Annotated in this window: 22 protein-coding genes; 18 read left to right on the forward strand and 4 right to left on the reverse strand. The window is 42.7% G+C overall.

Going from position 1 to position 25,097, the window contains the following annotated elements:
- Positions 1 to 358: 358 nt before the first annotated feature.
- The 4 genes from coxB to FN961_RS09120 are packed head-to-tail and all read left to right on the forward strand — an operon-like array spanning position 359 to position 5,003.
- Positions 359 to 1,924, forward strand: a complete 1,566-nt coding sequence (gene coxB, locus FN961_RS09105) for a cytochrome c oxidase subunit II (protein WP_143564243.1) — start codon at positions 359 to 361, stop codon at positions 1,922 to 1,924.
- 12 nt (positions 1,925 to 1,936) lie between these two features.
- Positions 1,937 to 3,559, forward strand: a complete 1,623-nt coding sequence (gene ctaD / locus FN961_RS09110; RefSeq protein WP_143564244.1) for a cytochrome c oxidase subunit I — start codon at positions 1,937 to 1,939, stop codon at positions 3,557 to 3,559.
- 2 nt (positions 3,560 to 3,561) lie between these two features.
- A complete protein-coding gene (locus FN961_RS09115; protein ID WP_143564245.1) occupies positions 3,562 to 4,131 on the forward strand; it encodes a cytochrome c oxidase assembly protein in 570 nt (189 codons plus the stop codon).
- Entirely contained in the window at positions 4,128 to 5,003 is an 876-nt protein-coding gene (locus FN961_RS09120; protein ID WP_143564246.1) for a cytochrome c oxidase subunit 3, read from the forward strand. The genes FN961_RS09115 and FN961_RS09120 overlap by 4 nt, the downstream gene beginning before the upstream one ends.
- Positions 5,004 to 5,123: 120 nt before the next feature.
- Here FN961_RS09120 and FN961_RS09125 read toward each other — a convergent pair whose 3' ends face one another.
- Positions 5,124 to 5,342 (reverse strand): DUF2909 family protein, encoded by a 219-nt coding sequence (locus tag FN961_RS09125; protein ID WP_143564247.1) that lies wholly within the window; start codon positions 5,340 to 5,342, stop codon positions 5,124 to 5,126.
- Between the two features lie 34 nt (positions 5,343 to 5,376).
- Between FN961_RS09125 and FN961_RS09130 the strand changes: the two genes are divergently transcribed.
- From FN961_RS09130 to FN961_RS09185, 12 genes are all read left to right on the forward strand, one after another.
- Positions 5,377 to 6,072, forward strand: a complete 696-nt coding sequence (locus FN961_RS09130) for an SURF1 family protein (protein WP_143564248.1) — start codon at positions 5,377 to 5,379, stop codon at positions 6,070 to 6,072.
- A gap of 194 nt (positions 6,073 to 6,266) precedes the next feature.
- Positions 6,267 to 6,812 (forward strand): hypothetical protein, encoded by a 546-nt coding sequence (locus FN961_RS09135; protein ID WP_143564249.1) that lies wholly within the window; start codon positions 6,267 to 6,269, stop codon positions 6,810 to 6,812.
- A complete protein-coding gene (locus FN961_RS09140; RefSeq protein ID WP_143564250.1) occupies positions 6,812 to 7,795 on the forward strand; it encodes a COX15/CtaA family protein in 984 nt (327 codons plus the stop codon). The genes FN961_RS09135 and FN961_RS09140 overlap by 1 nt, the downstream gene beginning before the upstream one ends.
- Positions 7,796 to 7,903: 108 nt before the next feature.
- Positions 7,904 to 8,818: a heme o synthase gene (gene cyoE / locus FN961_RS09145; RefSeq protein WP_143564251.1), complete on the forward strand. Its 915-nt coding sequence runs from the start codon at positions 7,904 to 7,906 to the stop codon at positions 8,816 to 8,818.
- Between the two features lie 38 nt (positions 8,819 to 8,856).
- Positions 8,857 to 9,498 (forward strand): SCO family protein, encoded by a 642-nt coding sequence (locus FN961_RS09150; protein WP_143564252.1) that lies wholly within the window; start codon positions 8,857 to 8,859, stop codon positions 9,496 to 9,498.
- Between the two features lie 191 nt (positions 9,499 to 9,689).
- A complete protein-coding gene (locus FN961_RS09155; protein WP_143564253.1) occupies positions 9,690 to 9,989 on the forward strand; it encodes an STAS domain-containing protein in 300 nt (99 codons plus the stop codon).
- Entirely contained in the window at positions 9,986 to 10,348 is a 363-nt protein-coding gene (locus FN961_RS09160) for a response regulator (RefSeq protein ID WP_143564254.1), read from the forward strand. Before FN961_RS09155 ends, FN961_RS09160 begins: the two co-directional genes overlap by 4 nt.
- Positions 10,349 to 10,382: 34 nt before the next feature.
- Positions 10,383 to 12,440, forward strand: a complete 2,058-nt coding sequence (locus tag FN961_RS09165) for a chemotaxis protein CheA (protein WP_143564255.1) — start codon at positions 10,383 to 10,385, stop codon at positions 12,438 to 12,440.
- A 48-nt stretch (positions 12,441 to 12,488) separates the two neighbouring features.
- A complete protein-coding gene (locus FN961_RS09170) occupies positions 12,489 to 13,040 on the forward strand; it encodes a chemotaxis protein CheW (RefSeq protein ID WP_143564256.1) in 552 nt (183 codons plus the stop codon).
- 23 nt (positions 13,041 to 13,063) lie between these two features.
- Positions 13,064 to 16,435 carry a methyl-accepting chemotaxis protein gene (locus tag FN961_RS09175; protein ID WP_143564257.1) on the forward strand — a complete coding sequence of 1,124 codons (3,372 nt, stop codon included), beginning with the start codon at positions 13,064 to 13,066 and terminating at the stop codon, positions 16,433 to 16,435.
- 39 nt (positions 16,436 to 16,474) lie between these two features.
- A complete protein-coding gene (locus tag FN961_RS09180) occupies positions 16,475 to 17,323 on the forward strand; it encodes a CheR family methyltransferase (RefSeq protein ID WP_143564258.1) in 849 nt (282 codons plus the stop codon).
- A gap of 95 nt (positions 17,324 to 17,418) precedes the next feature.
- Positions 17,419 to 18,447 (forward strand): protein-glutamate methylesterase/protein-glutamine glutaminase, encoded by a 1,029-nt coding sequence (locus FN961_RS09185; RefSeq protein ID WP_143564259.1) that lies wholly within the window; start codon positions 17,419 to 17,421, stop codon positions 18,445 to 18,447.
- Between the two features lie 15 nt (positions 18,448 to 18,462).
- Here FN961_RS09185 and FN961_RS09190 read toward each other — a convergent pair whose 3' ends face one another.
- Positions 18,463 to 19,500 carry a polysaccharide deacetylase family protein gene (locus tag FN961_RS09190; RefSeq protein ID WP_143564260.1) on the reverse strand — a complete coding sequence of 346 codons (1,038 nt, stop codon included), beginning with the start codon at positions 19,498 to 19,500 and terminating at the stop codon, positions 18,463 to 18,465.
- 24 nt (positions 19,501 to 19,524) lie between these two features.
- Here FN961_RS09190 and FN961_RS09195 point away from each other — a divergent pair, with 24 nt between their 5' ends.
- A complete protein-coding gene (locus tag FN961_RS09195) occupies positions 19,525 to 20,859 on the forward strand; it encodes an MATE family efflux transporter (RefSeq protein WP_143564261.1) in 1,335 nt (444 codons plus the stop codon).
- A gap of 71 nt (positions 20,860 to 20,930) precedes the next feature.
- Here the strand turns inward: FN961_RS09195 and nfuA are convergent, their stop codons facing one another.
- Entirely contained in the window at positions 20,931 to 21,509 is a 579-nt protein-coding gene (gene nfuA / locus FN961_RS09200) for a Fe-S biogenesis protein NfuA (RefSeq protein WP_143564262.1), read from the reverse strand.
- 228 nt (positions 21,510 to 21,737) lie between these two features.
- Here nfuA and FN961_RS09205 point away from each other — a divergent pair, with 228 nt between their 5' ends.
- Positions 21,738 to 24,284 (forward strand): M14 family zinc carboxypeptidase, encoded by a 2,547-nt coding sequence (locus FN961_RS09205; protein WP_143564263.1) that lies wholly within the window; start codon positions 21,738 to 21,740, stop codon positions 24,282 to 24,284.
- Positions 24,285 to 24,354: 70 nt separating this feature from the next.
- Here the strand turns inward: FN961_RS09205 and FN961_RS09210 are convergent, their stop codons facing one another.
- Positions 24,355 to 25,068 carry a ComF family protein gene (locus FN961_RS09210; RefSeq protein WP_373293376.1) on the reverse strand — a complete coding sequence of 238 codons (714 nt, stop codon included), beginning with the start codon at positions 25,066 to 25,068 and terminating at the stop codon, positions 24,355 to 24,357.
- Positions 25,069 to 25,097: the final 29 nt, after the last annotated feature.

A 25,097-nucleotide genomic window follows, 5' to 3' on the forward strand; every position in this document is an offset into this window, starting at 1 on the left:
AAAATAAAGAAAAAGTGATCTTGATCAATATTTCAACACCAAGTAGGTTAGAGGCATAACAACGATAATTTGTTATATCCAAACGATTTAGTCGTCTGCAAAGTAAATCAATTAACAGTGATATAACTGCATTGTTTTGCCTAGCTGAAATCGGAGCTGATATAGCTAGTAGTTGGTACAAATGCGGTTATCTCTGGCAGCAAACAAACAAGACTGCTTACTTTTTACAATAAAAAAGTAAAACCGCTAATGTACTTTGAAGTCATCGTTGCTTGTTGGGAACTTGAAGAGTTTGCATAGAGCAGAGACTTACTGTGTGACTCTTCTTTGTCTTGTATTTTGACAGAGGAGAAGTCTAGTGAAGAAAGTGTTGTATTGTTTTATGGCGTTGCTGTTTACGCCATCCATGTTGGCATCAGAAATGCCCTTGAATATGACTCAAGGAGTCACCGATATCAGTGGTCAGGTTTATAACCTCCACATGATTATTCTGTATATTTGCTGCGCCATCGGGCTCCTGGTTTTTGGTGTCATGATCTATTCCATGATCAACCACAGAAAATCCAAGGGAGCGGTTGCCTCCAACTTTCATGAAAGTACGAAAGTTGAAATAGCGTGGACAATTATACCTTTCATCATCCTCATTTTAATGGCTATTCCTGCTACTAAAACTTTGATTGCCATGGAAGACTCCTCAGATGCCGACATAACCATTAAGGTCACCGGCTCTCAATGGAAATGGCATTACAGCTATTTCGATCAAGATATTGAATTTTACAGTTTACTCTCGACTCCAAGAGCACAAATTGAAGGAACCGAAGCCAAAGGGGTTAATTACCTTCTTGAAGTCGACAAACCTTTAGTGCTGCCCATCAATAAGAAAGTACGTTTCCTGATGACTTCCGATGATGTTATCCACTCTTGGTGGGTGCCCGCTTTTGCCGTCAAAAAAGATGCAAACCCTGGTTTTATCAATGAGGCTTGGACTCGTATTGATAAGCCCGGTGTCTATCGCGGCCAATGTGCTGAACTGTGTGGTAAAGATCATGGATTCATGCCCATTGTAGTTGAAGCGCTTACTGAAGCTGATTTTGAAATTTGGTTAGCCTCACAGAAAAATGCAGCGAGCAATGCCGCAGCCGAAGCACAAGCCGCACTTTCTCAAACCTTAAGCATGGAAGATCTCATGACTCAAGGAGAGCAAGTGTATATGGCTAGCTGTGCTGCATGTCACCAACCCAATGGTGCAGGCCTACCTGGTGTATTCCCTTCTCTTATTGGCAGTCCCATTATTAAAGGCGCGGTCTCAGGTCATCTCGATATCGTATTAAATGGTAAGCCTGGTACAGCTATGCAAGCATTTGCTAAACAGCTAACAGCAACACAAATTGCTGCTGTCGTCACGTATGAACGTAATGCTTGGGGCAATGATTCAGGTGATACAGTTCAAGCATCAGATGTCAGCTTAGGCACTGCTAGTCCTGCAGCATCAAGCGAATCAAATACCGACATTCCAGTGAATTTACCTGTGGCAGAACAAGCCAACACAGGCGTCATTGATACTGTCATTGATGATGTTAAAGAAGCTGTAGAGGAAGTCGATCTTTCTGATTTAACCATGAGTGAACTTATGGCATTGGGTGAAAAAGTCTATATGACCAATTGCGTTGCTTGTCATCAAGCAACAGGTACAGGTTTACCAGGTGCTTTCCCCTCATTAGTTAACAGCCCCATCATTACAGGGCCTGTAACTGATCACCTTGAAATGGTTATGAATGGTAAACCCGGCACTGCAATGCAGGCATTCGGAAAACAATTGACGGCGCAAGAGATTGCAGCCGTGATCACTTACGAACGAAACGCATGGGATAACAATTCTGGCGATACGGTTCAGGCGGCTGATATTGTTCAGCACGGCCAATAGGGGGGAGACGCAATGACTAGTTTAACGCACGAAGAACATGACAAAGTTGAGCCAGAACTCAATGAAGCGGATCACCATGATGAACATCATGAACCACTACCGACCGGTATCAAACGCTGGCTTTTTACTACTAACCACAAAGATATAGGCACACTCTACCTCTGGTTCAGTTTCATTATGTTCCTGACTGGTGGCGCCATGGCTATGATTATCCGAGCTGAACTTTTTCAGCCCGGATTACAACTTATCGAGCCTAACTTTTTCAATCAGATGACCACAGTCCACGGATTGGTAATGGTATTTGGCGCGGTAATGCCTGCTTTCACCGGATTAGCCAACTGGCTAATTCCGATGATGATTGGCGCACCAGATATGGCACTTCCCAGAATGAATAACTGGAGTTTCTGGATCTTGCCTTTTGCCTTTGCCATCTTATTGAGTTCGCTCTTTATGGAGGGCGGTGGACCTAATTTTGGTTGGACTTTCTACGCTCCTCTATCGACAACCTACAGCCCAGACAGTACAGCTCTGTTTGTTTTCTCAGTACACATTATGGGAATTAGTTCCATCATGGGTGCGATTAATGTCGTCGTGACCATCGTCAATATGCGTGCACCAGGTATGACTTGGATGAAGCTGCCACTGTTCGTATGGACTTGGCTTATCACGGCGTTCTTACTGATAGCTGTAATGCCCGTACTGGCTGGCACTGTCACTATGGTACTGACAGATAAGTACTTCGGCACTAGCTTCTTTGATGCTGCTGGCGGCGGCGACCCTGTGATGTTCCAGCATATATTCTGGTTCTTCGGACACCCCGAAGTTTACATCATGATTTTACCCTCCTTCGGTATCATCTCAGCCATTGTGCCTACCTTTAGTCGAAAACCGCTCTTTGGTTACTCATCGATGGTGTATGCAACAGCAAGTATCGCAATACTTTCATTCCTCGTCTGGGCACACCATATGTTCACCACAGGTATGCCGGTATTTGCAGAACTATTCTTTATGTACTGTACGATGTTGATTGCTGTCCCCACGGGGGTAAAAGTATTTAACTGGGTAGCTACGATGTGGCGAGGCTCTATCACATTCGAAACGCCTATGTTGTTTGCTATCGCTTTCATCATCCTCTTTACTATTGGTGGCTTCTCTGGCTTGATGCTCGCGATTACGCCTGCTGATTTTCAGTATCATGATACCTATTTCGTTGTTGCTCATTTCCACTACGTACTCGTTACGGGCGCTATATTTTCAATAATGGCAGCAGCCTATTATTGGCTGCCGAAGTGGACAGGCTACATGTACGATGAGAAATGGGGCAAGATTCATTTCTGGTGTTCAGTCATTTCTGTAAACGTGTTGTTTTTCCCTATGCATTTCTTAGGCTTAGCAGGTATGCCACGACGTATCCCTGATTACGCGGTGCAATTTGCCGATGTAAATCAAATCGTGTCAATTGGTGGCTTTGCCTTCGGCCTATCACAATTCATCTTACTTTATGTGGTGATTAAGTGTATTCGTGGAGGAGAGAAGGCGCCGGCAAAACCTTGGGAAGGCGCTGAAGGGCTAGAGTGGACGATACCAAGTCCCGCTCCATATCACTCATTTACTACACCACCGGAAGTAAAATAACGATGAGTGAAGAGAAGGTTAAGTCAAACAAGAGATTGATTACTATGCTTATAGCAGGTGCTATTGGCATGTTCGGGTTTGGCTTTGCCTTGGTTCCGCTCTACGACGTATTGTGCGAACAACTTGGTATCAATGGCAAACCTAGTAATACGGCAAGCAGTTATAAGCCGATGATCATAGATACGAGTCGCTTAATCACCGTAGAGTTTATGGCGCAGATACAAAGTGATATGCCTTGGGAGTTTAAGCCTGAGATGAAGCGCATGCAGGTCCATCCTGGTGAGCTTATCAGAACAAACTTTAAGGCCGTTAATCTCTCATCTGAAGAGATACTCGGCCAAGCTATCCCATCTGTATCACCTGGTCAGGGAGCCGCCTACTTCAATAAAACTGAATGCTTCTGCTTTAACCAACAAAGGTTAACAGCCGAAGCCAGCGCAGAGTTACCGCTGATATTTTTTGTGGATCCGGATTTACCAGAATCCATATCAACGTTGACTCTCTCTTATACCCTCTACAACATCACAGATCGTGGATATGTCGATGATGTAGAGCAAGGAGCGACAAGATGACAACGAAGCACGAAAATTATTATGTACCGGCTCAGAGCGCTTGGCCCATTATAGGAGCCGTTGGATTATTCCTTATCGCGTTTGGTGCAGGTAGTTATGTACAACAGCTTAAAACCGAAGGTGGTAGTGGTGGGTACATTCTGCTCGCTGGAATAGCCGTTATTATCTACATGATTTTTGGTTGGTTCAGGACCGTTATTGCAGAGTCCATGAGCGGACTCTATTCAAAACAGATGGATCGTTCGTTTAGGCAAGGAATGAGTTGGTTTATCTTTTCTGAAGTGATGTTCTTTGCCGCATTTTTCGGCGCCTTACTCTATGCCAGAATGATTGCAGTACCTTGGCTTGGCGGCGACTCTAACAATGCCATGACCAATGAAGTCCTTTGGCCTGGTTTTGAAGCAGTTTGGCCACTAGTTACAACACCTGATGGCACAAAAACTGAAGCAATGGGTTGGACTGGCTTACCGCTTTACAACACGATAATCCTGATTATCTCCTCTGTTACTCTTCATATGGCCCACGTTAGTCTCGAAAAAGGTAAGCGTTCAGCAATTGCTGTATGGCTTGGGATAACCATCTTACTCGGTATCTGCTTCTTGGGTCTTCAAGTCGAAGAGTATGTACATGCTTATCAGGAGATGGGGCTTACATTAGATGCTGGTATTTACGGTAATACTTTCTTCCTACTTACAGGCTTCCATGGCATGCATGTTACCTTAGGTACCGTGTTCTTGTTTGTACTGTTTGTGCGTGTGCTAAAAGGGCATTTCACCCCTGAAAAACATTTCGCTTTTCAAGCGGGTAGCTGGTATTGGCATTTTGTCGATGTCGTTTGGTTATGTCTATTCCTCTTTGTTTATGTCCTTTAATACCAATACTTCACATCTCTATGTGAGGCAGTAAGTAAGCTGAAAGCGGGATTGAATATTGACCCGCTGACAGCTGCTTTATCTAGAATATCTCAGCTAAAATCCATAATTGAACATTCATTAATAGGGTCTTGAGTTGGGAGTGATAACTCCTGTTGCCAAGGCGCCTAACAACAATAGAACCACCAGCACTGAGAAGATAACCCTTCGACCAAGATATTGGCTCATAGGGACTTTACTCTCTCCCTTCACGAGTATAAATAAGGCTCGAGCAAGATTAAATAAAATGAAAAGCAGTAGCAGTACTAAGACTAATTTAAACACTAATAATGTATTCACTCGCAATCCTCGACTTTTTTGGGGAGGCACAAAAGTGCTGCTCACTATTGCTACTGTGAGTCTGTTTCTGCTTTTGGTCAAGTTAGGTTTCTGGCAACTGTCTCGTGCAGAGCTTAAAGAGAATATTCAATCTCAGCTAACAGCTAGACAGGCATTAGCGCCACTCTCTTTTGATCAACTTCTTGCACTCCCTCCAACAGAAACCCTGACAGGTTACCGACTTGATGTCATGGTATCTCCAATAGGGGAGAAAGTATTTCTGTTGGATAATCAGACTTTTAATGGCCGAGTTGGCTACCTCGCCTTGCAAGTTTTACAGGTTATGCCTGACAGACCTTGGTTACTGGTCGAATTAGGGTTTGTTCCTGCTGGCAATGATAGACGGCAGCTTCCAACATTCCCCCAGATTACCCAAACTCAAACCTTAGATGGGCGTTTATATCAGAAGCAAGCCAACCCAATGAGCTCAGCACTTATGGCTGAGAGTGGTTGGCCAAAAAGAATTCAAAATTTGAATATCCCTCAAATTGAGGAAGTATTAAACCACCCTGTCGCATTAGCGGTATTTCAGCCTACCAGCATCCCTGAAATCGCTCTGCCACATCCATGGAAGCCAATCCCAATGTCGGCTCAAAAACACTTAGGTTATGCCTTACAGTGGTTTTCGTTGGCATTCGCTTTTGCTTTACTAATGATCTTTTTCATTCGAAGTAGATTGAAAAAGAAATAATAAAAACAAAGAGATGACAATAAACCAAAATGACTATTGCCAATAGAAACAAGACCACGTAGGTTAGGGAATAAGCAGTTTTATCGTCATGAAGTCGTTTCCTAGCCGTCTCGGGGAACAAGATGAGTACTACCCGTATGGATCATATTGCCTATTTGTAGGCCCATATGAGGTACCTAACTAGAGGAGAGAGTATGAACTCCCCCAAAAAGAGCGGCAAAAAACCACTTCTCATTTTACTACTGGTATTCCTATTGCCGGTAGTTGCAGCCAAAATTGTGCTGAGCATGAATCTGTATCAAGGTGGAGCAACCAATAAAGGAGAGCTTCTGTCTATAGGTACTAGTTATGCCTCTCTGGCCATGGAAAATCCAAAACCAAAAGAGTGGCAACTACTCTATCTCCTTCCAGAGCATTGCGATCAATTATGTCTCGATCGTCTCTACATACTGCAGCAAAGTCATGTCGCATTAGGCAGAGAGCAAGACAGAGTTCACACGCTGATTTTACTAAGCGATAAAAGTGATACATCGGCTTTATCTGGTATTTTATTTGAGACAGCCAAAGTCAGTGGTTCTCTGGCTGAGATGCTTAATCAACAACAGATGATTATTGTAGACCCACTCGGCAGTTTAGTGATGAGCTATCCATCGGTATCTGGTCGTGATAATCAAATATTGCAAGGAAAAGCCTTAGTTTCTGATCTCAGAAAAATGCTAAAGCTGTCGAGGGTGGGTTAATGCAGCTCCCCTCTCTGCTCAAAATCACCATTATTTTCACCTTTTGCGTCATCTTAATGGGCGCCTACACTCGACTCTCAGATGCAGGTCTTGGTTGCCCCGACTGGCCAGGTTGTTACGGCATGATGAAGGTACCTAGCCAAGACCATGAGCTCACTCAAGTTCAAAATAACTTCCCAGGTCATGAGGTCGAGCCTAAGAAGGCCTGGCTGGAGATGATACATAGATATATCGCTGGCGCCTTAGGGTTGTTGGTCTTGCTAATATTTATTCTCTGCCTTAGAAATAATGAAGCGCCTAAAAAGCTGCCTACCATTATTGCACTGCTGATCGTATTCCAAGCAGCACTCGGAATGTGGACTGTAACGATGAAATTAATGCCCATTGTGGTCATGTCTCATCTGATCGGCGGTTTCAGCTTAGTGTCTCTATTGCTTTTACTCTACTTAAGAACCAAACCGTTAAGGATACCTGGAGGAGATGCGATCGCACGTAAATTGGCACCTCTGGCCCTGACATGTCTCGGTGTATTAATTTTACAAATAATGATCGGCGGCTGGACCTCTTCAAATTATGCAGCACTTGCTTGCACCGCTTTGCCCATTTGTGAAGGAGACTGGTACAACAATCTCAAGCTCACTCAGGCGTTTAATCCTTTCCAAGAGGTTCACGACACCTATGAGTTCGGGGTCTTAGATTACGCTTCGAGAATGACAATACATGTAGTGCATCGATTTTGGGCGATAGTGACAGCCGGAATGCTATTTTGGTTAGCCTTTAAATTATATAAACAATCACAATCTTCAGTGTTAAAGCGTTCAGCTGTCCTACTTGTTTTGCTGGTGTGTTTACAAGTCGGATTAGGGATCAGTAATGTGGTACTCCACTTACCTTTAGGCATCGCTGTTTCTCATAATGCTGGTGCCGCTTTCTTACTACTCAATTTAGTATTTATCAATTATGCCCTATGGCGAAAAGCATAAGTAAGACCTTAGCTTCAGCCCACAGCAAGTATGATAGCAAGAAGTAAAACAAAAGATTACGCAATATAAAACCAATAATATGGCGTAACGCCAAAGAGAGGAATGAGTATGGCAAAACCACTTTCAATTTCATCTACAAGCAACGAAGTACCGAGCCAACCACTCCAATGGCGAGCTTATTATGAGATGACGAAACCTAAAGTTGTCGCGCTTATGCTGCTAACCGTTTTGGTTGGTATGTGCCTCGCAGTTCCAGGCTCGGTTCCGCTGCAGCCTCTAATTTTTGGAATGCTCGGCATAGGTATGATGGCCGGGGCAGCTGCCGCTTTCAACCATTTGATCGATCGTCGAATCGATGGATTAATGGCTCGAACGTATAACCGTCCTTTACCAAAAGGGAGAGTATCGATCACTAAAGCGCTCACTTTCTCTATCTCTTTGGCTGTTGTCGGCTTTGTCTTACTTTATACCTTAGTCAATGCGTTAACCGCTTGGCTAACCTTCGCCAGCTTACTTGGTTATGCTGTCATTTATACCGCTTATTTAAAGCGAGCAACACCACAAAACATCGTCGTCGGTGGACTCGCCGGAGCAATGCCTCCCCTATTAGGCTGGACATCGGTAACGGGCGAGTTTCATGGTAACGCTCTTCTACTTGTTATCATTATCTTTGCTTGGACACCTCCACACTTTTGGGCGCTGGCCATTCACAGAAAAGCAGAATATGCCAAGGTCGATATTCCGATGCTACCTGTAACTCACGGCACTGAGTTTACTAAAACCTGTATATTGCTCTATACCATATTACTCGCAATCGCATGTCTTCTACCTGTGTTAGTTGGTATGTGTGGACCGGTATATTTGGTGGGTTCAACGTTACTGAGTTGTGGCTTTATCTATAAATCTTGGGAGCTAAAATATGCAGACAAACCTGGTCTTGCAATGCAGGTATTCCGTTTCTCTATCTATCATCTAATGTTGCTATTTATTGTACTCTTAGTCGATCACTATCTTTGGGTTTAGCATTTGAAAAATTTAACAATAAATAGCAGGAACACACTATGATCAAGCAGCTGTCGACTCTAATTTTTGTAGTATTTGGCCTAGTGTTATTAGGATTAGGTGGCGTGACGGCAGTCCAATTAAGAGCAAATAATGCAGAGCCCGAACTGTCAACGAGTTTTCTTTTCCCAACCCCTAAAAAGCTAGCGCCATTTGCACTCAAGGATCAACATGGCGAGTTGTTTTCAAACATACAACTCGCCAACAAATGGAGCCTATTTTTTATTGGCTACACTTCGTGTCCAGATGTGTGCCCTACAACAATGGGGAAACTATCAGCTGCATACCCTGAACTATTGAAAGATGTCGATCTACAAATTATCTTCCTCTCCGTTGATCCACAACGAGACACTCAGGATAAATTACTCTCCTATATGGATTTCTTTAATCCAGAGTTTACAGCTGTAACCGGAGAGCACTCCCAACTGTTCCCACTCACTCGTGATTTAGGTTTTGTTTATGCGATGGTTGGAGAAGGACAGAATTATCAAGTAGATCATAGCGCTTCTATGGCACTAATTTCTCCTGAAGGAGACAAAGTTGCGGTCATCAAACCTAAGTCATCAACACCTGGAACCTTGCCACAAATTCTAACCAAAGAATTAATCTCAGATATACGAAATATCGTCGACACTTATTAATCATAATCATCTGTTATATAACAATTTAAATACAACATCTTAGCCCCTCAAACTGCCCCTCATTGACTCCATTCAATATCCGTTAACCAAATGTATTCAAAAAATTTTATTCTAAAAGAGGAAATACTCCTATTTGCAGACTATCTTTTGATCTTGCAGGGATGGAAAAAAGTAATCCAAAGGAAAATTAAATGTCAGATCAAACTATTAAATTGGATTCAGAAATAACGATTAGAAATATTCAGCCGGTATTTGCTCAACTCTCTGAGCTATTTACACAAACTGAATTACTTCATATCGACGCAAGCCAATTATCTAGAGTAGACACTGCTGGTGCTCAGCTGCTTCATCTATTTTCCAAAACATGTGATGCCCGTTCTTTAAAAGTCGACTGGTTAGGTTGCCAAGCAGACCTTTTAGCAAACTTAAAAGAGCTCGGGGTCATACTTCCACAATTACAAGTGAGTACGCTTGAGGAGGATCCCCAATGAAGAAGATACTTGCAGTCGATGATTCAGCTTCAATGCGCCAAATGGTCGGTTTCACGTTAAAAACCGCTGGATTTGATGTAACTGAAGCCTGTGATGGTGACGAAGCCCTTAAAGCGGCACAAATAGGTGAGTTTGATCTCGTCATCTCCGATGTGAACATGCCCGTTATGGATGGGTTGACGTTAATTCGTAATTTACGAACTCTTCCAGCCTACAAATTCACACCATTATTAATGTTAACGACTGAGTCTGGAATCGACAAAAAACACGAAGGACGTTCAGCAGGTGCTACGGGTTGGATAGTCAAACCGTTCAATCCAGACCAATTACTTGCAACGGTACGCAAAGTACTAGGTTAATCACAACAAATGGACCTCATGGTGGCAACTCAATATGGAAATCGATCTCAGTCAATTTAGTCAGGTATTTTTTGAAGAGAGTTTAGAAGGGCTTGAAAGTATGGAGTCAGAGCTCCTCAAACTTGATGTCAATGAGCCCGATGATGAGTCTATTAATACCATTTTTAGAGCTGCCCATTCAATTAAAGGTGGAAGTGCTACCTTCGGATTCTCTCAAGTTGCAGATTACACTCACCTATTAGAAACACTTCTTGACGAGATCAGAGACGGACGTCGACAGATGACGAGTGATCATCAAGATATGCTACTCCTATCTGTCGATCTGCTACGTAATATGATTGATGCATTAATGCGAAAAGTGGATTTTGAAGACCCTTTACTAGCAGAACTAGAGAGACGGTTTACCGCTGCATTAGCAGTCAATAACGCGAATGATGACTCCCATGATGAGAATACAGTTGAAGCGACAAGTAATGAAGATGATGCCAACCAAATGGCAACTTGGACCATAGACTTTCAACCTGGCATCGATATCTTACGTTGCGGTAACGATCCTAGTTTAATGTTTAATGAGTTAAGGCTTCTGGGTAACCTAGACGTCAAGATAGTAGATTCAACTCTCCCTGACTTTTCAGATATGGATCCTGAAGCCTGCTACCTAAACTGGCAGCTTACTCTGGTCACTGAGCAGACTTTAGAACAGATAAAAGAAGTATTTGAGTGGGTAGAAGATGAGTGCACGATCAACTACCACAAAAAGGTTCATTCACCTCAAGCAGATCAAGCATCAGCATCTGAAAATCAAGAGACAACTCAGTCAGACACTCCTCAACAAAGCCCAGGGACTGAGCTTACAACAACTAAGCCTAAAGCCGTAACACCGGCTAAAACACCAGAGGGCGGATCGATACGAGTCAGTATTGAGAAGATCGATATTCTGATCAATATGGTCGGTGAGCTAGTCATAACCCAAGCAATGCTAGGTCAAATAGGCCAACAAGACTCGATAGATGAAGAGTCTCTACTCTCCATGAAACAAGGGTTAGAACAACTGGCTTCCCATACTCGAGATCTACAAGAAAGTGTCATGCAGATCCGTATGCTCCCCATTAGTTTCGCCTTCAACCGCTTTCCCAGACTCGTTCGAGATATAGGCCAACAACTCGGTAAAAAAGTCGAATTGATTCTCAAGGGGGAAGAAACTGAATTAGATAAAACCGTTATGGAAAAAATTGTCGATCCTATGGTTCATCTCGTCAGAAACTCGCTTGATCACGGACTTGAAACCCCAGAGGTTAGAGTCAGTAAAGGTAAAGAGGAAGTTGGAAGCATCACCCTCAATGCATTTCATCAAGGCGGTAACATCATTATTGAGATCATCGATGATGGAGCAGGATTAGATACGGAGTTAATCCGTAAAAAAGCGCTAGAGAAAGGGCTTATCAGTGAAGATGAAGAGCTCAGTGAAGACGCGATCAACCAGCTCATTTTTAAAGCTGGGTTTTCAACTGCCGAAGCCGTATCGGATCTGTCTGGTCGTGGTGTCGGCATGGATGTAGTACGCCGAAATATTCATGAGCTTAATGGCACAATTGAATTGAAATCAACCAAAGATAAAGGCAGTCGCTTCACCATACGCTTACCACTAACCTTGGCTATACTTGATGGACAGCTGGTCAGAGTGGGTAAGCATACCTATGTTGTGCCTCTAGTCTCTATTCATGAATCTTTACAGGTAGAGGAACAGAGAATTAATCGTATTAGTGAGAGTCACGAACTGATTAGGCTTAGAGATGAATATCTTCCCGTCATAAAAGTATTTCAGGAGTTTGGCCATGATGCAGATTCACATGAGATCAGAGATGGCTTAGTGATGGTAGTAGATTCAAACAACGAAAAAATAGGCTTGCTTGTCGATGAGCTTCTCTCTCAACAGCAGGTCGTCATAAAGAGTCTTGAAGACAACTACTACAAGGTACCAGGAGTGTCAGGAGCAACTATTTTAGGTGACGGCACCGTAGCACTAATTATCGATATTTTCGGGTTAGTCAATTTAGCTGGAATAACCAATGCAAGTGAACATGCCGCTTAACGACGAATGGAATTAAAATCGCATACAAGGAACGACGGAGTTTGAGATATGACGCAAATAACCCAACAAGAACAAGCCAATACAGATGAAACAAGCCAGCAATACCTTACTTTCATCATGGCGAGTGAAGAGTATGGGGTCGATATTCTTTCAGTGCAAGAGATTAGAGGTTGGGAAGCAACCACCATCATACCTAACTCTCCCAGCCATGTTAAAGGGGTAATTAACCTAAGAGGCACTATCGTTCCTATCATAGATCTAAGACAACGGTTTGGAATTGAAACGTTAGAGTATGGTGCAACGACCGTTGTGATAGTCGTTAAGGTCGCAATTTCAAGTGATCACAAGATTATCGGTATCGTTGTCGATGCTGTATCCGATGTATTTAGTGTCAATAATACAGATGTACGTAGTGCTCCTGATTTTGGTGATGACACTGATTTAGGCTTCATAAAAGGATTAACCAACGCACAAGAAAAGATGGTTATTCTCTTGGATATTAATAAGCTTCTTGGAAGTGAAATTCTACCAGAAGCTTCTCAGCTATCTAATTTAATTAATAATATTGATGCTCAACAGCCAAAAGCAGTCAATGAATAAACCGGTATAACGAGGACACACGAATGGAAGCAAATTACGCCAACATCTCAAACACCAAGAGCTTGCCTATCGCAGGTCTCGTGGTCAGTGCTATCGCCTTAGCCTTAACCTTAACGGGACAGGCGACAAGTTGGATAGCAGCATCTCAAATTATCGCTATCGCATTGATCGCCTTTGGCGTGATGAAGCTCAATCAGTGGCAGGAACGAACAGATAAGGCCCTAAATGAAGTCAGTAATGCCTTACTTAATAACGAGACGCCTAACTTCTCTGATATTGAACTGCCTAGTTGGGAGGTTTTAACCAACAGAATTCATGAGCTGCATCAAAAACGAATCAAAGATGAAACAGCAATCAAAGCACTGGATGTCTGCCAAGCAAATGTAATGATGGCCGATAATGACTTTAATATCAGTTATATGAACAATTCAGTTATTGAAATGCTGAATGAAAATGAGAAAGTACTACAGAAAACACTTAATAATTTCGACGTCAAAAACCTCCTTGGACAAAGCATAGATGTATTCCATAACAACCCTGCGCATCAGAGGAGAATACTAGAAGGGATAAATAGTAGCTATGAGGCAAATATTGAAGTCGCTGGATTAAAATTTAATTTAATTGCTAGCCCAATATTTGTTAACGGTAAGCGATCAGGCACTGTTGTCGAATGGCTAGATATGACCGAGAAATTAGCGAAAGAAGCTGATGAGCAACAAAAGTCAGCTGAAACGACTCGAATTAAGCAGGCTCTTGATGTGTGTAAAGCCAACGTAATGATGGCCGATGCGAACTATAATATTATCTATTTCAACGATTCACTTAAAGTGATGCTCACCGACAATGAACGCAAACTACAAGAGAGCTTGAGCAAGTTCGACATGTCTACTTTAATGGGCTGCAATATCGATATATTCCATAAAAATCCTGCCCACCAAAGAGGAGTGCTAGATAACCTAACCAGCACCTACGAAACCGATATCGTCGTCTCAGGACTTACCTTCAGCTTAATCGCAACACCAGTGTTCGATGACGGTGTTCGCACTGGCACTGTCGTTGAGTGGCAAGACATTACAGCTAAGCTTGCCAAAGAGACTGAAGATAAACAATTAATAACTGCCACTGGACGTGTAAAACAGGCACTTGATGTGTGTAAAGCTAACGTTATGATGGCCAACGCTGATTATGACATTATCTATTTCAACGATTCATTAAAAGTCATGCTATCAGACAATGAAAAGGAGCTACAAAAAGAACTCGCTAGATTCGACATGTCTACTTTAATGGGTTCAAATATTGATATCTTCCACAAGAACCCAGCTCACCAGAGAGGGATGCTAGACAGACTCACAAGCACTTATGAAACTCAAATTTCAGTTTCGAGTCTCACATTCAGTTTAATCGCAACGCCCGTGTTCAATAACGGTGAACGCACAGGCACGGTCATTGAATGGCAAGATATTACAACCAAATTAGCAAAAGAGACTGAAGAAAAACAACAAATTGCCGAAACTGGACGGGTGAAGCAAGCACTTGATGTGTGTAAAGCCAATGTCATGATGGCAAACACAAATTATGAAATTATCTACTTCAATGAATCGCTAGAAGCAATGCTCAGCGATAACGAACGTCAACTTCAAAAAACATTAACCAAATTTGATATGTCTACTTTGATGGGCACCAATATTGATATCTTCCATAAGAACCCATCCCACCAGAGAAATATGTTAGATAAGCTCACCAGTACCTACGACACCAGTATACAAGTGTCGGGCTTAACCTTTAATTTAACCGCAACACCCGTATTCAATAATGGTGAACGAACAGGCACAGTCGTTGAATGGCAGGATATTACCGCTAAACTTGCTAAAGAAGCCGAAGATCAGAAAGTATCAGCAGAGAACTCACGCATTAAACAAGCACTAGACAGTGTGTCAGCCAATACAATGGTTGCTGATGGTGATCTTAACATTATTTATATGAACCAAGCTGTTACCAGTATGTTCAAAGCAGCACAAAGCGATATAGTAAAAGATTTGCCGAATTTCGATGCAAGTAGTCTCATCGGCGTCAATATTGATGGATTCCATAAAAACCCAAGCCATCAACGTAATCTACTGGGTAACTTGACCAGCACTTATTCAAGTCAACTCATGGTGGGGGGCAGGACTTTCAAAGTAGTCGCCAACCCAATCAGGGACATTGGCGGTGATAGAATAGGCACTGTTGTCGAGTGGACTGACCGTACTGCAGAAGTCGCCATTGAACATGAGATTGACTCAATCATCTCATCGGCCGCTGCAGGTGATTTAAGTAAGAGGGTATCAACCGAAGGTAAAGAGGGTTTCTTCCTCAATTTATCAAATGGACTTAATCGTCTAGTAGGGATTTCCGATAATGTTATTTCAGACGTTGTGAATATGTTTGATGGGCTGGCGAAAGGCGACTTAACTCGCCAGATCAATGGCGACTACGATGGGCAATTCAGTAAACTGCAATCCGATGCCAATACAACCGCATCTCGTCTCACTGAGGTCATCGGTGGCATTAACGAATCCGCCAATACCGTTACATCAGGCGCAGAAGAGATAGCACAAGGTAACTCAGATCTAAGCCAGCGAACTGAAGAGCAGGCTGCCTCATTGGAAGAAACAGCATCAAGTATGGAAGAGATGACTGCCACGGTCACCCAAAGCGCTCAAAATGCGACCCTTGCAAACGAGCTAGCTCAAGAAGCTAACAGCAAAGCTAACCACGGCGGAAAAGTCGTAGAGCAAGCTGTTACAGCAATGGAAGCCATCAATGACTCTAGCAAGCGCATCTCGGACATCATAGGCGTGATAGATGAGATTGCATTTCAAACCAACCTACTTGCATTAAACGCTGCCGTTGAGGCCGCCAGAGCAGGAGAACAAGGACGTGGTTTCGCCGTTGTCGCCGGAGAAGTACGTAACCTAGCCCAACGAAGTGCAGGAGCGGCTAAGGAGATTAAAGAGCTTATCCGGGACAGTGTAGGCAAGGTCACAGATGGTACTCAACTCGTTAATCAATCAGGTGAGACACTACAAGATATCGTACAAGCAGTGACAAAAGTCGCCGATATGATTAGTCAGATTAGTATCGCTTCAGATCAGCAATCAACGGGGATTCAAGAAGTGAACAAGGCTATATCTCAGATGGATGAGATGACCCAACAAAATGCCGCACTAGTTGAGCAAGTATCCGCAGCCGGTGATGCAATGGCCGAGCAAGCAAGAAATATGAAGGGCCAGCTAAGTTTCTTTCAAGCCAAAGAGCAGAGTAGCTCAGGACTTACTTCTGCCCCACTTGCTTTAGTCTCTGGTGATTCTCACGGTAATTTAAATATTAGCGATGAAGAGTGGAATGAGTTTTAGGAGAGGCAATTGGAAATCATAGACGAAAAGGAATTTTCTATGACGAAGGCAGATTTCGAATTCATCCGAAATCTTGCCTACGACAGTACAGGAATTGTTCTTCCGGAAAGAAAGAAACATATGGTGTATTCACGGTTAAGCCGTCGGCTACGTCAACTGAACCTAAAGGATTTCACTCAATATTGTTCATATGTTGCTAATACTTCAGATGAGCGAATTAACTTTATTAATGCGTTAACCACTAACTTAACAGCATTCTTTAGAGAGGAGCATCACTTTAAATACCTCGAACAAGCCATCGTTCCAGAGTGGAAGAATGGCAATAAAAAACGTCTTAGGATTTGGTCGTCAGCCTGCTCAACAGGAGAGGAGCCTTATAGCATTGCCATGACGCTAGAAAAACATTTTTCATCCCCCCAATGGGATCTGAAAATATTAGCGACTGATCTTGACACTAATGTACTCCAGACTGCATCAACAGGGCGTTATTCCAAAGAGTCGATCACGAACCTTCCTGCCCATTATGCTGAAAAATATATGAATAGCACCTCTGCCAGTCAACATGTAGAGATATGTTCAAATATCAAGAAAATGATTCATTTTAAACAGCTTAACTTACTGGAGAATTGGCCAATGAGTGGGCCCTTCGATGTGATATTTTGTCGAAATGTGCTTATCTATTTTGATAATGAAACCAAGCAAAAAATTATCGCTAAATTTAGAAAAATGCTCAGTCCACAGGGCTACTTATTTATTGGTCACTCGGAAACCTTGATGAATATCTCCGAAGAATTCAAGCTTATTGGCCAAACAATATATAGACCACTAGGTTATAGCGATATAAAAATCAATGACAACATTAATGAGAACTTACTTTTAAAATGTTGAACCAAAACGATTTTGTATTCGTTTGGGCGTGCAAAAATTAAGAACAATAACCGATCCCTGCAATGGTATGCATGTTCAAAAATAAGGATAACGTTATGATAAAAGTTTTAGTCGTCGATGACTCCCCTCTTGTTAGACAATTGCTAAGCCACCTGTTAAGCGATGCTCCAGATATCAAGGTCGTCGGCACTGCAGAAGATCCCTATGAAGCTAGAGAGCAAATAAAAAAGCTCCACCCAGATGTACTTACTCTGGATATAGAGATGCCCAAAATGGATGGCATCGCTTTTCTCAGAAACCTGATGAAATTAAAACCAATGCCCGTCATTATGGTATCGACTCTCACAGAGAAAGGAGCTGCGGTTACCCTTGAAGCTCTCTCTTTAGGTGCGGTTGATTTTATTCTGAAACCTAAATCAGATCTGACCAATAGATTAATGGACTATCGTGAAGAATTAATTGAAAAGATACGCTTTGCATCCAAAAGTAAAATTCGCCCACAAACACCGATACCTAAACCTAGTTCGGTTAACTCTACATCCTCATATGCACAAAACAAGGTTATTGCCATAGGTGCTTCAACAGGTGGAACTGAAGCCATTCAGCGTTTGATATGCCAACTTCCCGATAACATCTCGCCTATCGTTATTGCTCAGCACATCCCCGCCGCTTTTAGCACCTCATTTGCAAAACGCCTTAATAAAAATGTAAGCATGACTGTCATAGAGGCACAGGGAGGGGAGAAACTCATGTCTGGAACAGCTTATTTAGCGCCTGGTAATGCACACTTGGTTGTAGAAAGAAAAGGTATCTCTTTATACACAAAACTATTAGATACCGATCCAGTTAACCGCCATAAACCCTCAGTTGACGTGCTTTTCGATAGTGTGGCCGAATCAATAGGTCAATCAGCCCTTGGCGTAATTTTAACCGGAATGGGAAAAGATGGCGCTAAAGGGTTACTCAATATGAAAAACAAAGGTTCCTTCACCTTAGCTCAAGATGAGGCAAGCTCTGTAGTATGGGGAATGCCTGGTGCCGCTGTCGAAATAGACGCCACCAGCGAAATATTACATATCGATAGAATTCCACCTAAGCTTCTCTCACTATTAAATAAACAATGATCGACATGGCGGTACTTATTCTGTCGTGTCACCCGAACTTCTAACCCAAGCCTGAGAAAACCAATAGTAACCCGTCTTACTTTTACTCGGCACTGTACAGTTATATCGAGAGCGACCTACAGGAAGATCGAATTCTGCTCGTATGCTAAATTCATTTCCACTTAGCCAGAGTGGCTTTTTGGCTCCCTGCCCCTGGATATAACACATCATTTGATGGGGGTAGATATCAGCCACATCTAAAGTTACCTTTAACTCAGGTCGCCAGTGACCATTTTTCAGCTCAGGATCTGTCATATTTTGAGATATCACTGGCATATTTAGGCTATGTAATTTCACTTTCAAACTCGTCAGGTCGGCATAGACTCCAGCGACAGGAAATCTCGGCAAAGCAGTCAGTGAAGAAAAAGCGCCAGCGGCCCCAGATTGCTGCCCTAATCCAATAAAACCATTACGCGTTAACATTGACTCTATATCTTGATTATACTCACCGTAAGGGTAGGCTAGCATCTTATGATTCTGCCCAGTTGCTTGACTAATCTCCCTCTCCGTTCTTAATATATTATCTTCAATTCTTTCAATCCATTGCTCTTTGGACTCACCTTTAACCTTTCGAATTAAGTGTTCATGTGCCCAGCTATGGTTTGCAATTTCAGCCCCCTCTTTGGAAAGAGCGATAAGCTCATCCCAACTCATCATTTCTCGATATTTTGCCTTAATCGGTTCAATAGAGACAAATAGCGTGTAGGGAAAACCATATTCCTTTAAAATAGGATGTGCTGTTTTTGCGATACTTCGATATCCATCATCAAAAGTAATCACCACGGTTTTAGCGGGTATGTCCTGATTATTCTTGATTGCATCGACCACCTCTGAAAGGGGTTTAACAATGAAATCATTTTCGGATAAATACTGCATCTGTTCACGAAATTGCTCTGGTGTCACACTCGTGATAGCGGGCGTCGATGCTGAGACATGGTGATATTGTAAAATCACCGCTGCCTGAGCCGAAAAGCCAATCATAACAAACAGTATTACTAACATGCTTTTAAACATAAAATATCGAACCTCTGAGATAATATGACCCCTGTTGAACTTCTATTAAACAAACAGAAAAACAGACAACTATTGGCACTAGCTTTGCCTATGATATTGTCCAATATCACCGTTCCCTTGTTGGGACTGGTAGATACTGCAGTGGTGGGGCATTTAAGTAACGCCTACTATTTAGGCGGAGTGGCCGTTGGGTCTACCATCATCACGCTTATATTATGGATGCTTGGTTTTCTAAGAATGGCAACAACGGGCTTAGTCGCCCAATCTTACGGTGCAGGTGATACACAAACCCAATATAAGCTGCTACTTCAAGCGGGTAGTTTAGCGCTTATTTTAGGGGTAAGTGCTGTAATACTGCAACTCCCTATTCTAAATGGCGCGTTATCGCTCACAGATGCAAGTGCAGAAGTCGAGCGCTATTGTCGTGAATATTTTAACATCAGGATCTGGTCAACCCCCTTTGCATTGCTCAATTTGGTACTTTTAGGCTGGCTGTTAGGCAGACAACAACCTAAAGCAGCCATGTGGCAACTCATTGTGGCAAACCTAGCAAATGTTGGTCTTGACTTACTCTTTGTCCTAGGTTTGGGATGGGGAGTCAAGGGAGCAGCTTTAGCTTCAGTATTTGCTGATATTGCAGGTTTCCTTGTTGCATTTACGATGGTTTATAAGCAGATTCAACTCACGGGGGAGTTCAATTTTCCCCGACTCTACAAAAGTTTGAACCTTAATAGCTACCGAAAATTACTTAGCTTAAATGCTGATATATTTGTGCGCAGTTTATGTCTGCAAATATCTTTTGCCTTTATGACCTTCCAAGGTGCCGGCCTAGGAGATAATACCGTTGCGGCAAATGCTGTATTACTCAATCTATTACTGCTTATCTCTTATGCGCTAGACGGCATTGCTTACTATGCAGAAGCTGAAGTTGGCAGAGCTTATGGCCAGAAGAATAAAACCTTAATGCGGCAAAGTGTCACATTAGCTTGGCTCTGGTCCGCAATATCAGCCATCCTATTTACGCTGCTTTTCGCTTTTGGGGGAGAAAGTATTATCGGCCTGCTGACCAGTATTGATGATGTCAGAATTGTTGCTAATGAGTACCTATTCTGGATTGTACTTCTGCCACTACTCTCCTTCGGATCTTACCTTTTTGATGGCGTTTATATTGGCGCAGCTAAAGGGAAAATCATGCGAAATAGCATGATAATATCGACTTTTGGTATATTTTTCCCTGTATGGTTCCTGCTTCAAGACTCAGGAAATCACGCATTATGGGCCGCCATGAGCGCCTTTATGTTGGCCAGAAGTCTGACACTCACATTCCACTACAGATATCGGTTAAGTAACATTATCTAGTTTTCAGTAGATACAAAAAAAGCGAGTAGGTCTGAAACCCGCTCGCTTTTTCTATCAGAACCTATCAACTCTTACTGGTAAGAGTGATCGCCCGCTTGGTGCTCTGTTACATCTTTAACACCCGTTAACTCACCAGGGAACATTTCAAGCAGTTGCTTTTCAATTCCATCTTTTAAAGTCACATCAACCATAGAGCAACCGTTACAGCCACCGCCGAATTGTAGAACAGCGGTGCCCTCTTCAGTAACCTCAATAAGCACGATGTTACCACCATGGCTAGCAAGCTGAGGGTTAATTTCAGACTGAATAACATACTCAATGCGCTCATTAAGTGACGCATCAGAGGACACTTTACGCATCTTAGCATTGGGTGCTTTAAGCGTTAATTGTGAACCTAATTGATCAGTAACAAAATCGATGGTGGCGTCTTCAAGGAAAGGGGCTGATTTCTCGTCAACCATGGCATTAAAGCCATTAAATTCGAATTCCATATCATCAGCCTCAACAGCATCAGGCGGACAATACGAAACGCCACACTCAGCTGTTGCTGTACCTGGGCTAATTACGAATACACGAATATGAGTTCCGTCGGGCTGATCTGCTAACAAGGTAACAAAATGAGCCTGAGCGGTTTCGGAAATGGTGATCATTAAGACAAGCTCCGTCAGGTAAAACTTGAGTGTTTTAGTATGGATTACCCTATGATACTCTGACTGGGTTCAGCTTTGTAGTCCTCAATCAAATTGGTTTACCCTTTTTATTAAAAGAATTAAGTAATAACAGGCTCCGAACAAGGAAGTATTTTCAATAAAACATGTGGAAAAAACAGCATCTAAATGCTAATTTAACGTTACATTACAAGTATAAAGACACTCACAATGTTAAGAGCTCTGCTTTATTTTTTTGCGGTAAGCTACGTATTCGGTATCCTGCCTTCAGCATCTGCTGTTACCACTCAAAATTTGAGCTCAGTCGCAAATTTGAATCCGAGTTCCCAACTCACTTCACCCGAAGCATTCCTAGGCTATCCGTTGGGTAAGTGGCACTTGCGCCATGATCAGATCAATTATTACCTACAGCAGCTAGCGAATGAAAGCGACCGGTTGTCCATAGAAAAAAGTGGGCTGAGCTATGAAGAAAGGCAACAACTCACAGCCGTGATCACCTCCAAGTCAAACCAAGCCAACTTAAAGAAGATTCTAGCTCAACGTAAGGAAGTTAAATCAGGTAAAAAACAAGATGGCCCACTGATTATCTGGTTGGCTTATTCCATACATGGCGATGAAGCCAGTGGCGCTCATGCAGCCTTAGCACTGAGCTATCAACTTGCCAGCAGCAACGACCCATGGATTAAACAGCTACTAGACGAAGCAATTGTGCTGATCACTCCGACTCAAAACCCTGATGGTTTTGATCGATTTTCTAACTGGACCAATAACTATCGTGGTCAAGTAGAAGTAAGCGATCCTCGTCACAAGGAGCACAAACAAAACTGGCCAACAGGAAGAACCAATCACTATTTTGCCGATCTCAATCGAGACTGGTTATTCCTACGTCATCCTGAATCTAGAGGCAGAGTCGCACTTTTTCACAAGTGGCAACCTCACTATGTGGGTGACTTTCACGAAATGAACAGCAACGGCAGTTATTTTTTCCAGCCAGGTGTCCCTGATAGAACTCACCCTTTAACGCCTAAGAAAAATCAGGTTTTAACCGAGAAATTAGCTCAATTTCATCGCCAAGCTCTCGATAAAAAACAGCAAGAATACTTTAGCCGTCAGATATTTGATGATTACTTTTATGGTAAAGGCTCAACATACCCGGATATTAATGGCTCCATTGGCGTCTTATTCGAACAATCGAGTACTAAAGGCCAAGCCTTGATGACTGAGAATGGTAAACTTAGACTAAGCGACGCTATCGATAACCACTTAACCACGTCGATATCCAGCCTAAAAGGTAGCTTAGCGCTCAAAGATGACCTACTTGATTATCAAAGCCAGTTTTACAAAGGCAGAGCTAAAGCCGCTATAAAGGGACGCCAATCAGGCTATTTAATTGGCTCACAAGCGAATACAGGCAGAATTGCAGATATAGCTAACCTATTCAACCAACATCAGATTACATTTTACTATTTAACGGAGTCGGTGGCACAAGGTGATAAAGAATTTAGCGCTGCAAGCAGCCTATTTATTCCTCTTCATCAGCCTCAAAAAGACTTATTACTGGCGATATTTGATCAACGGAATGAGTTTGCAGATCCCACATTTTACGATGTGTCGAGCTGGAACCTAGAACATGCTTATGATTTAGATATGGTAAGAAACGCCAAGTTAGATCTTGATGTACTGTCATCTACAGCACCTGATAGCCATGAGTTTGAAGCCGACTCTCAAGCCGTTGCTTTACTCATTAATTGGCAACAAGATGGCGCAGCCTTTGTATTGCAGCAATTACTTGAGAATAAAATCCAAGTAAAATTTGCTGCGAGCCCATTTACCGTCAAAATTGACAGTGTGGAACACAATTTCCCTGCTGGCAGCTTACAAATCCCGCTTAAGCAAGCTAACGTCTCTAGCGATAAGATAACAGCAAAGATTGCCCGTTTGATGGCCATGACTCCTTTAGACATTGCCACGGTAAACAGCAGCGCATCAGTCGCAGGAATTGATTTGGGCAGCCCTGACTTCCACTCAATTAAGCCCGTTAAACCCTTAATCGTTACAGGGTATGGGATTGATGAATCAGAAGCCGGAGAGATTTGGTATTACTTAGATACTAAACTTGGCGTACCAGTCACCTTAGCCGATACTTCACATCTCTCTAAGATTCCCTTGAGTGGCTACACTCATATCTTCCTTCCTGGAGGAAGATACTCCTCACTCAATGAAACACTGACTCGAAAACTAGGTCAATTTGCCAGTCAGGGTGGCATCGTCATCGCCCAAAAAGGGGCACTTAGCTGGCTAAATAAAGGTAACCTATTAAAAGCCAACCTCAAGGAGTCGCGCTTCTTCAAACTACTCTTTGACAGCAGTGACCTAACCTTTGATGAAAAAGAAAAATTATCCGCTCGTCAAGCCATAGGCGGTGCAATACTCGAACTCACTTTGGATATCAGCCACCCACTGAGTTTTGGGATACCTAACGCTCGACTACCAATATTAAAAAATAAGGCACTCGGACTTGAAGATAGTTCGACACCTTTCAGTGTCGCTGCAAAATATGCTAAACAGCCACTGTTAAGCGGTTATCTCGCTAAAGAGTATCAGCGCAGCTTATCTCAAAGCCCAGCCATCTTAGTCGAATCAAGAGGTAAAGGAGCTGTTGTCGTATTGGCCGATAATCTTATGTTTAGAAACATCTGGCTGGGATCAGAAAAAATATATGCTAATGCCCTCTACTTTATCCCCGCATTACACTAATGAATGAGATAACAGCGAGAATATCCTCGCTGTTATTGTCGTACACAAATTAAAGAATATGAGCAGCTAATTAATCCAAAACCCCTGGCGCTTCAGCTCTTGCCAAACACCAGACCTGAACATGAATATGTCGCTTTTCAAACAGCCCAGCTATCTCTTTCGCTGTAGCCCCAGTGGTCACCACATCATCAATTAACGCAATTCTCTGATAGGGAAAGTCATTTGTGAGAGTGAACGCCTCCGATAAATTCTGACGCCGCTGCTTACCGGTAAGTCCGGCTTGTGACTGAGTATCTAGAGTGCGCGCTAAACCCTCAGTCACAATCGGTATGTTAAGTTGCCGATGAATTGCATCGGCAATCAACCAAGCCTGATTAAAACCTCGTTCTCTCTGACGGTTAGGATGTAATGACACTGGAACAAGTACTTGGGGAAGTTGCAACAATCCCAATGCTTCAAGTTCTAAAATACGACCAACCAAAGCTTGAGACAGTGCAGGTAACACGGCAAACTGCCGCTGATATTTAATTAAGCCTATCCACTCGCCTAATCCCTTATGGTAGCTGCAAGGTGCAATCACATTCAGAGGTTGCGTTTTCATGCATTGGCCACAAAATCGAGTCTGAATCTGCATACCACAACCACATCCTAGACAGATAGGTTGATGATACAAGCCACTATCGAGGCACACAGCACACAAACCCTTTGCCGGCAGGTCGATACTTTGATGGCACATAAGACATCGATTAGGTAAACTCCCAGAGAGCAACTGCATCAAATTCATCAGCACTAAACACCAGTTTTATCTATACA

The sequence above is a fragment of the Shewanella hanedai genome, from assembly GCF_007197645.1.
In the GTDB taxonomy this organism is placed as follows: Bacteria; Pseudomonadota; Gammaproteobacteria; order Enterobacterales; family Shewanellaceae; genus Shewanella; species Shewanella hanedai.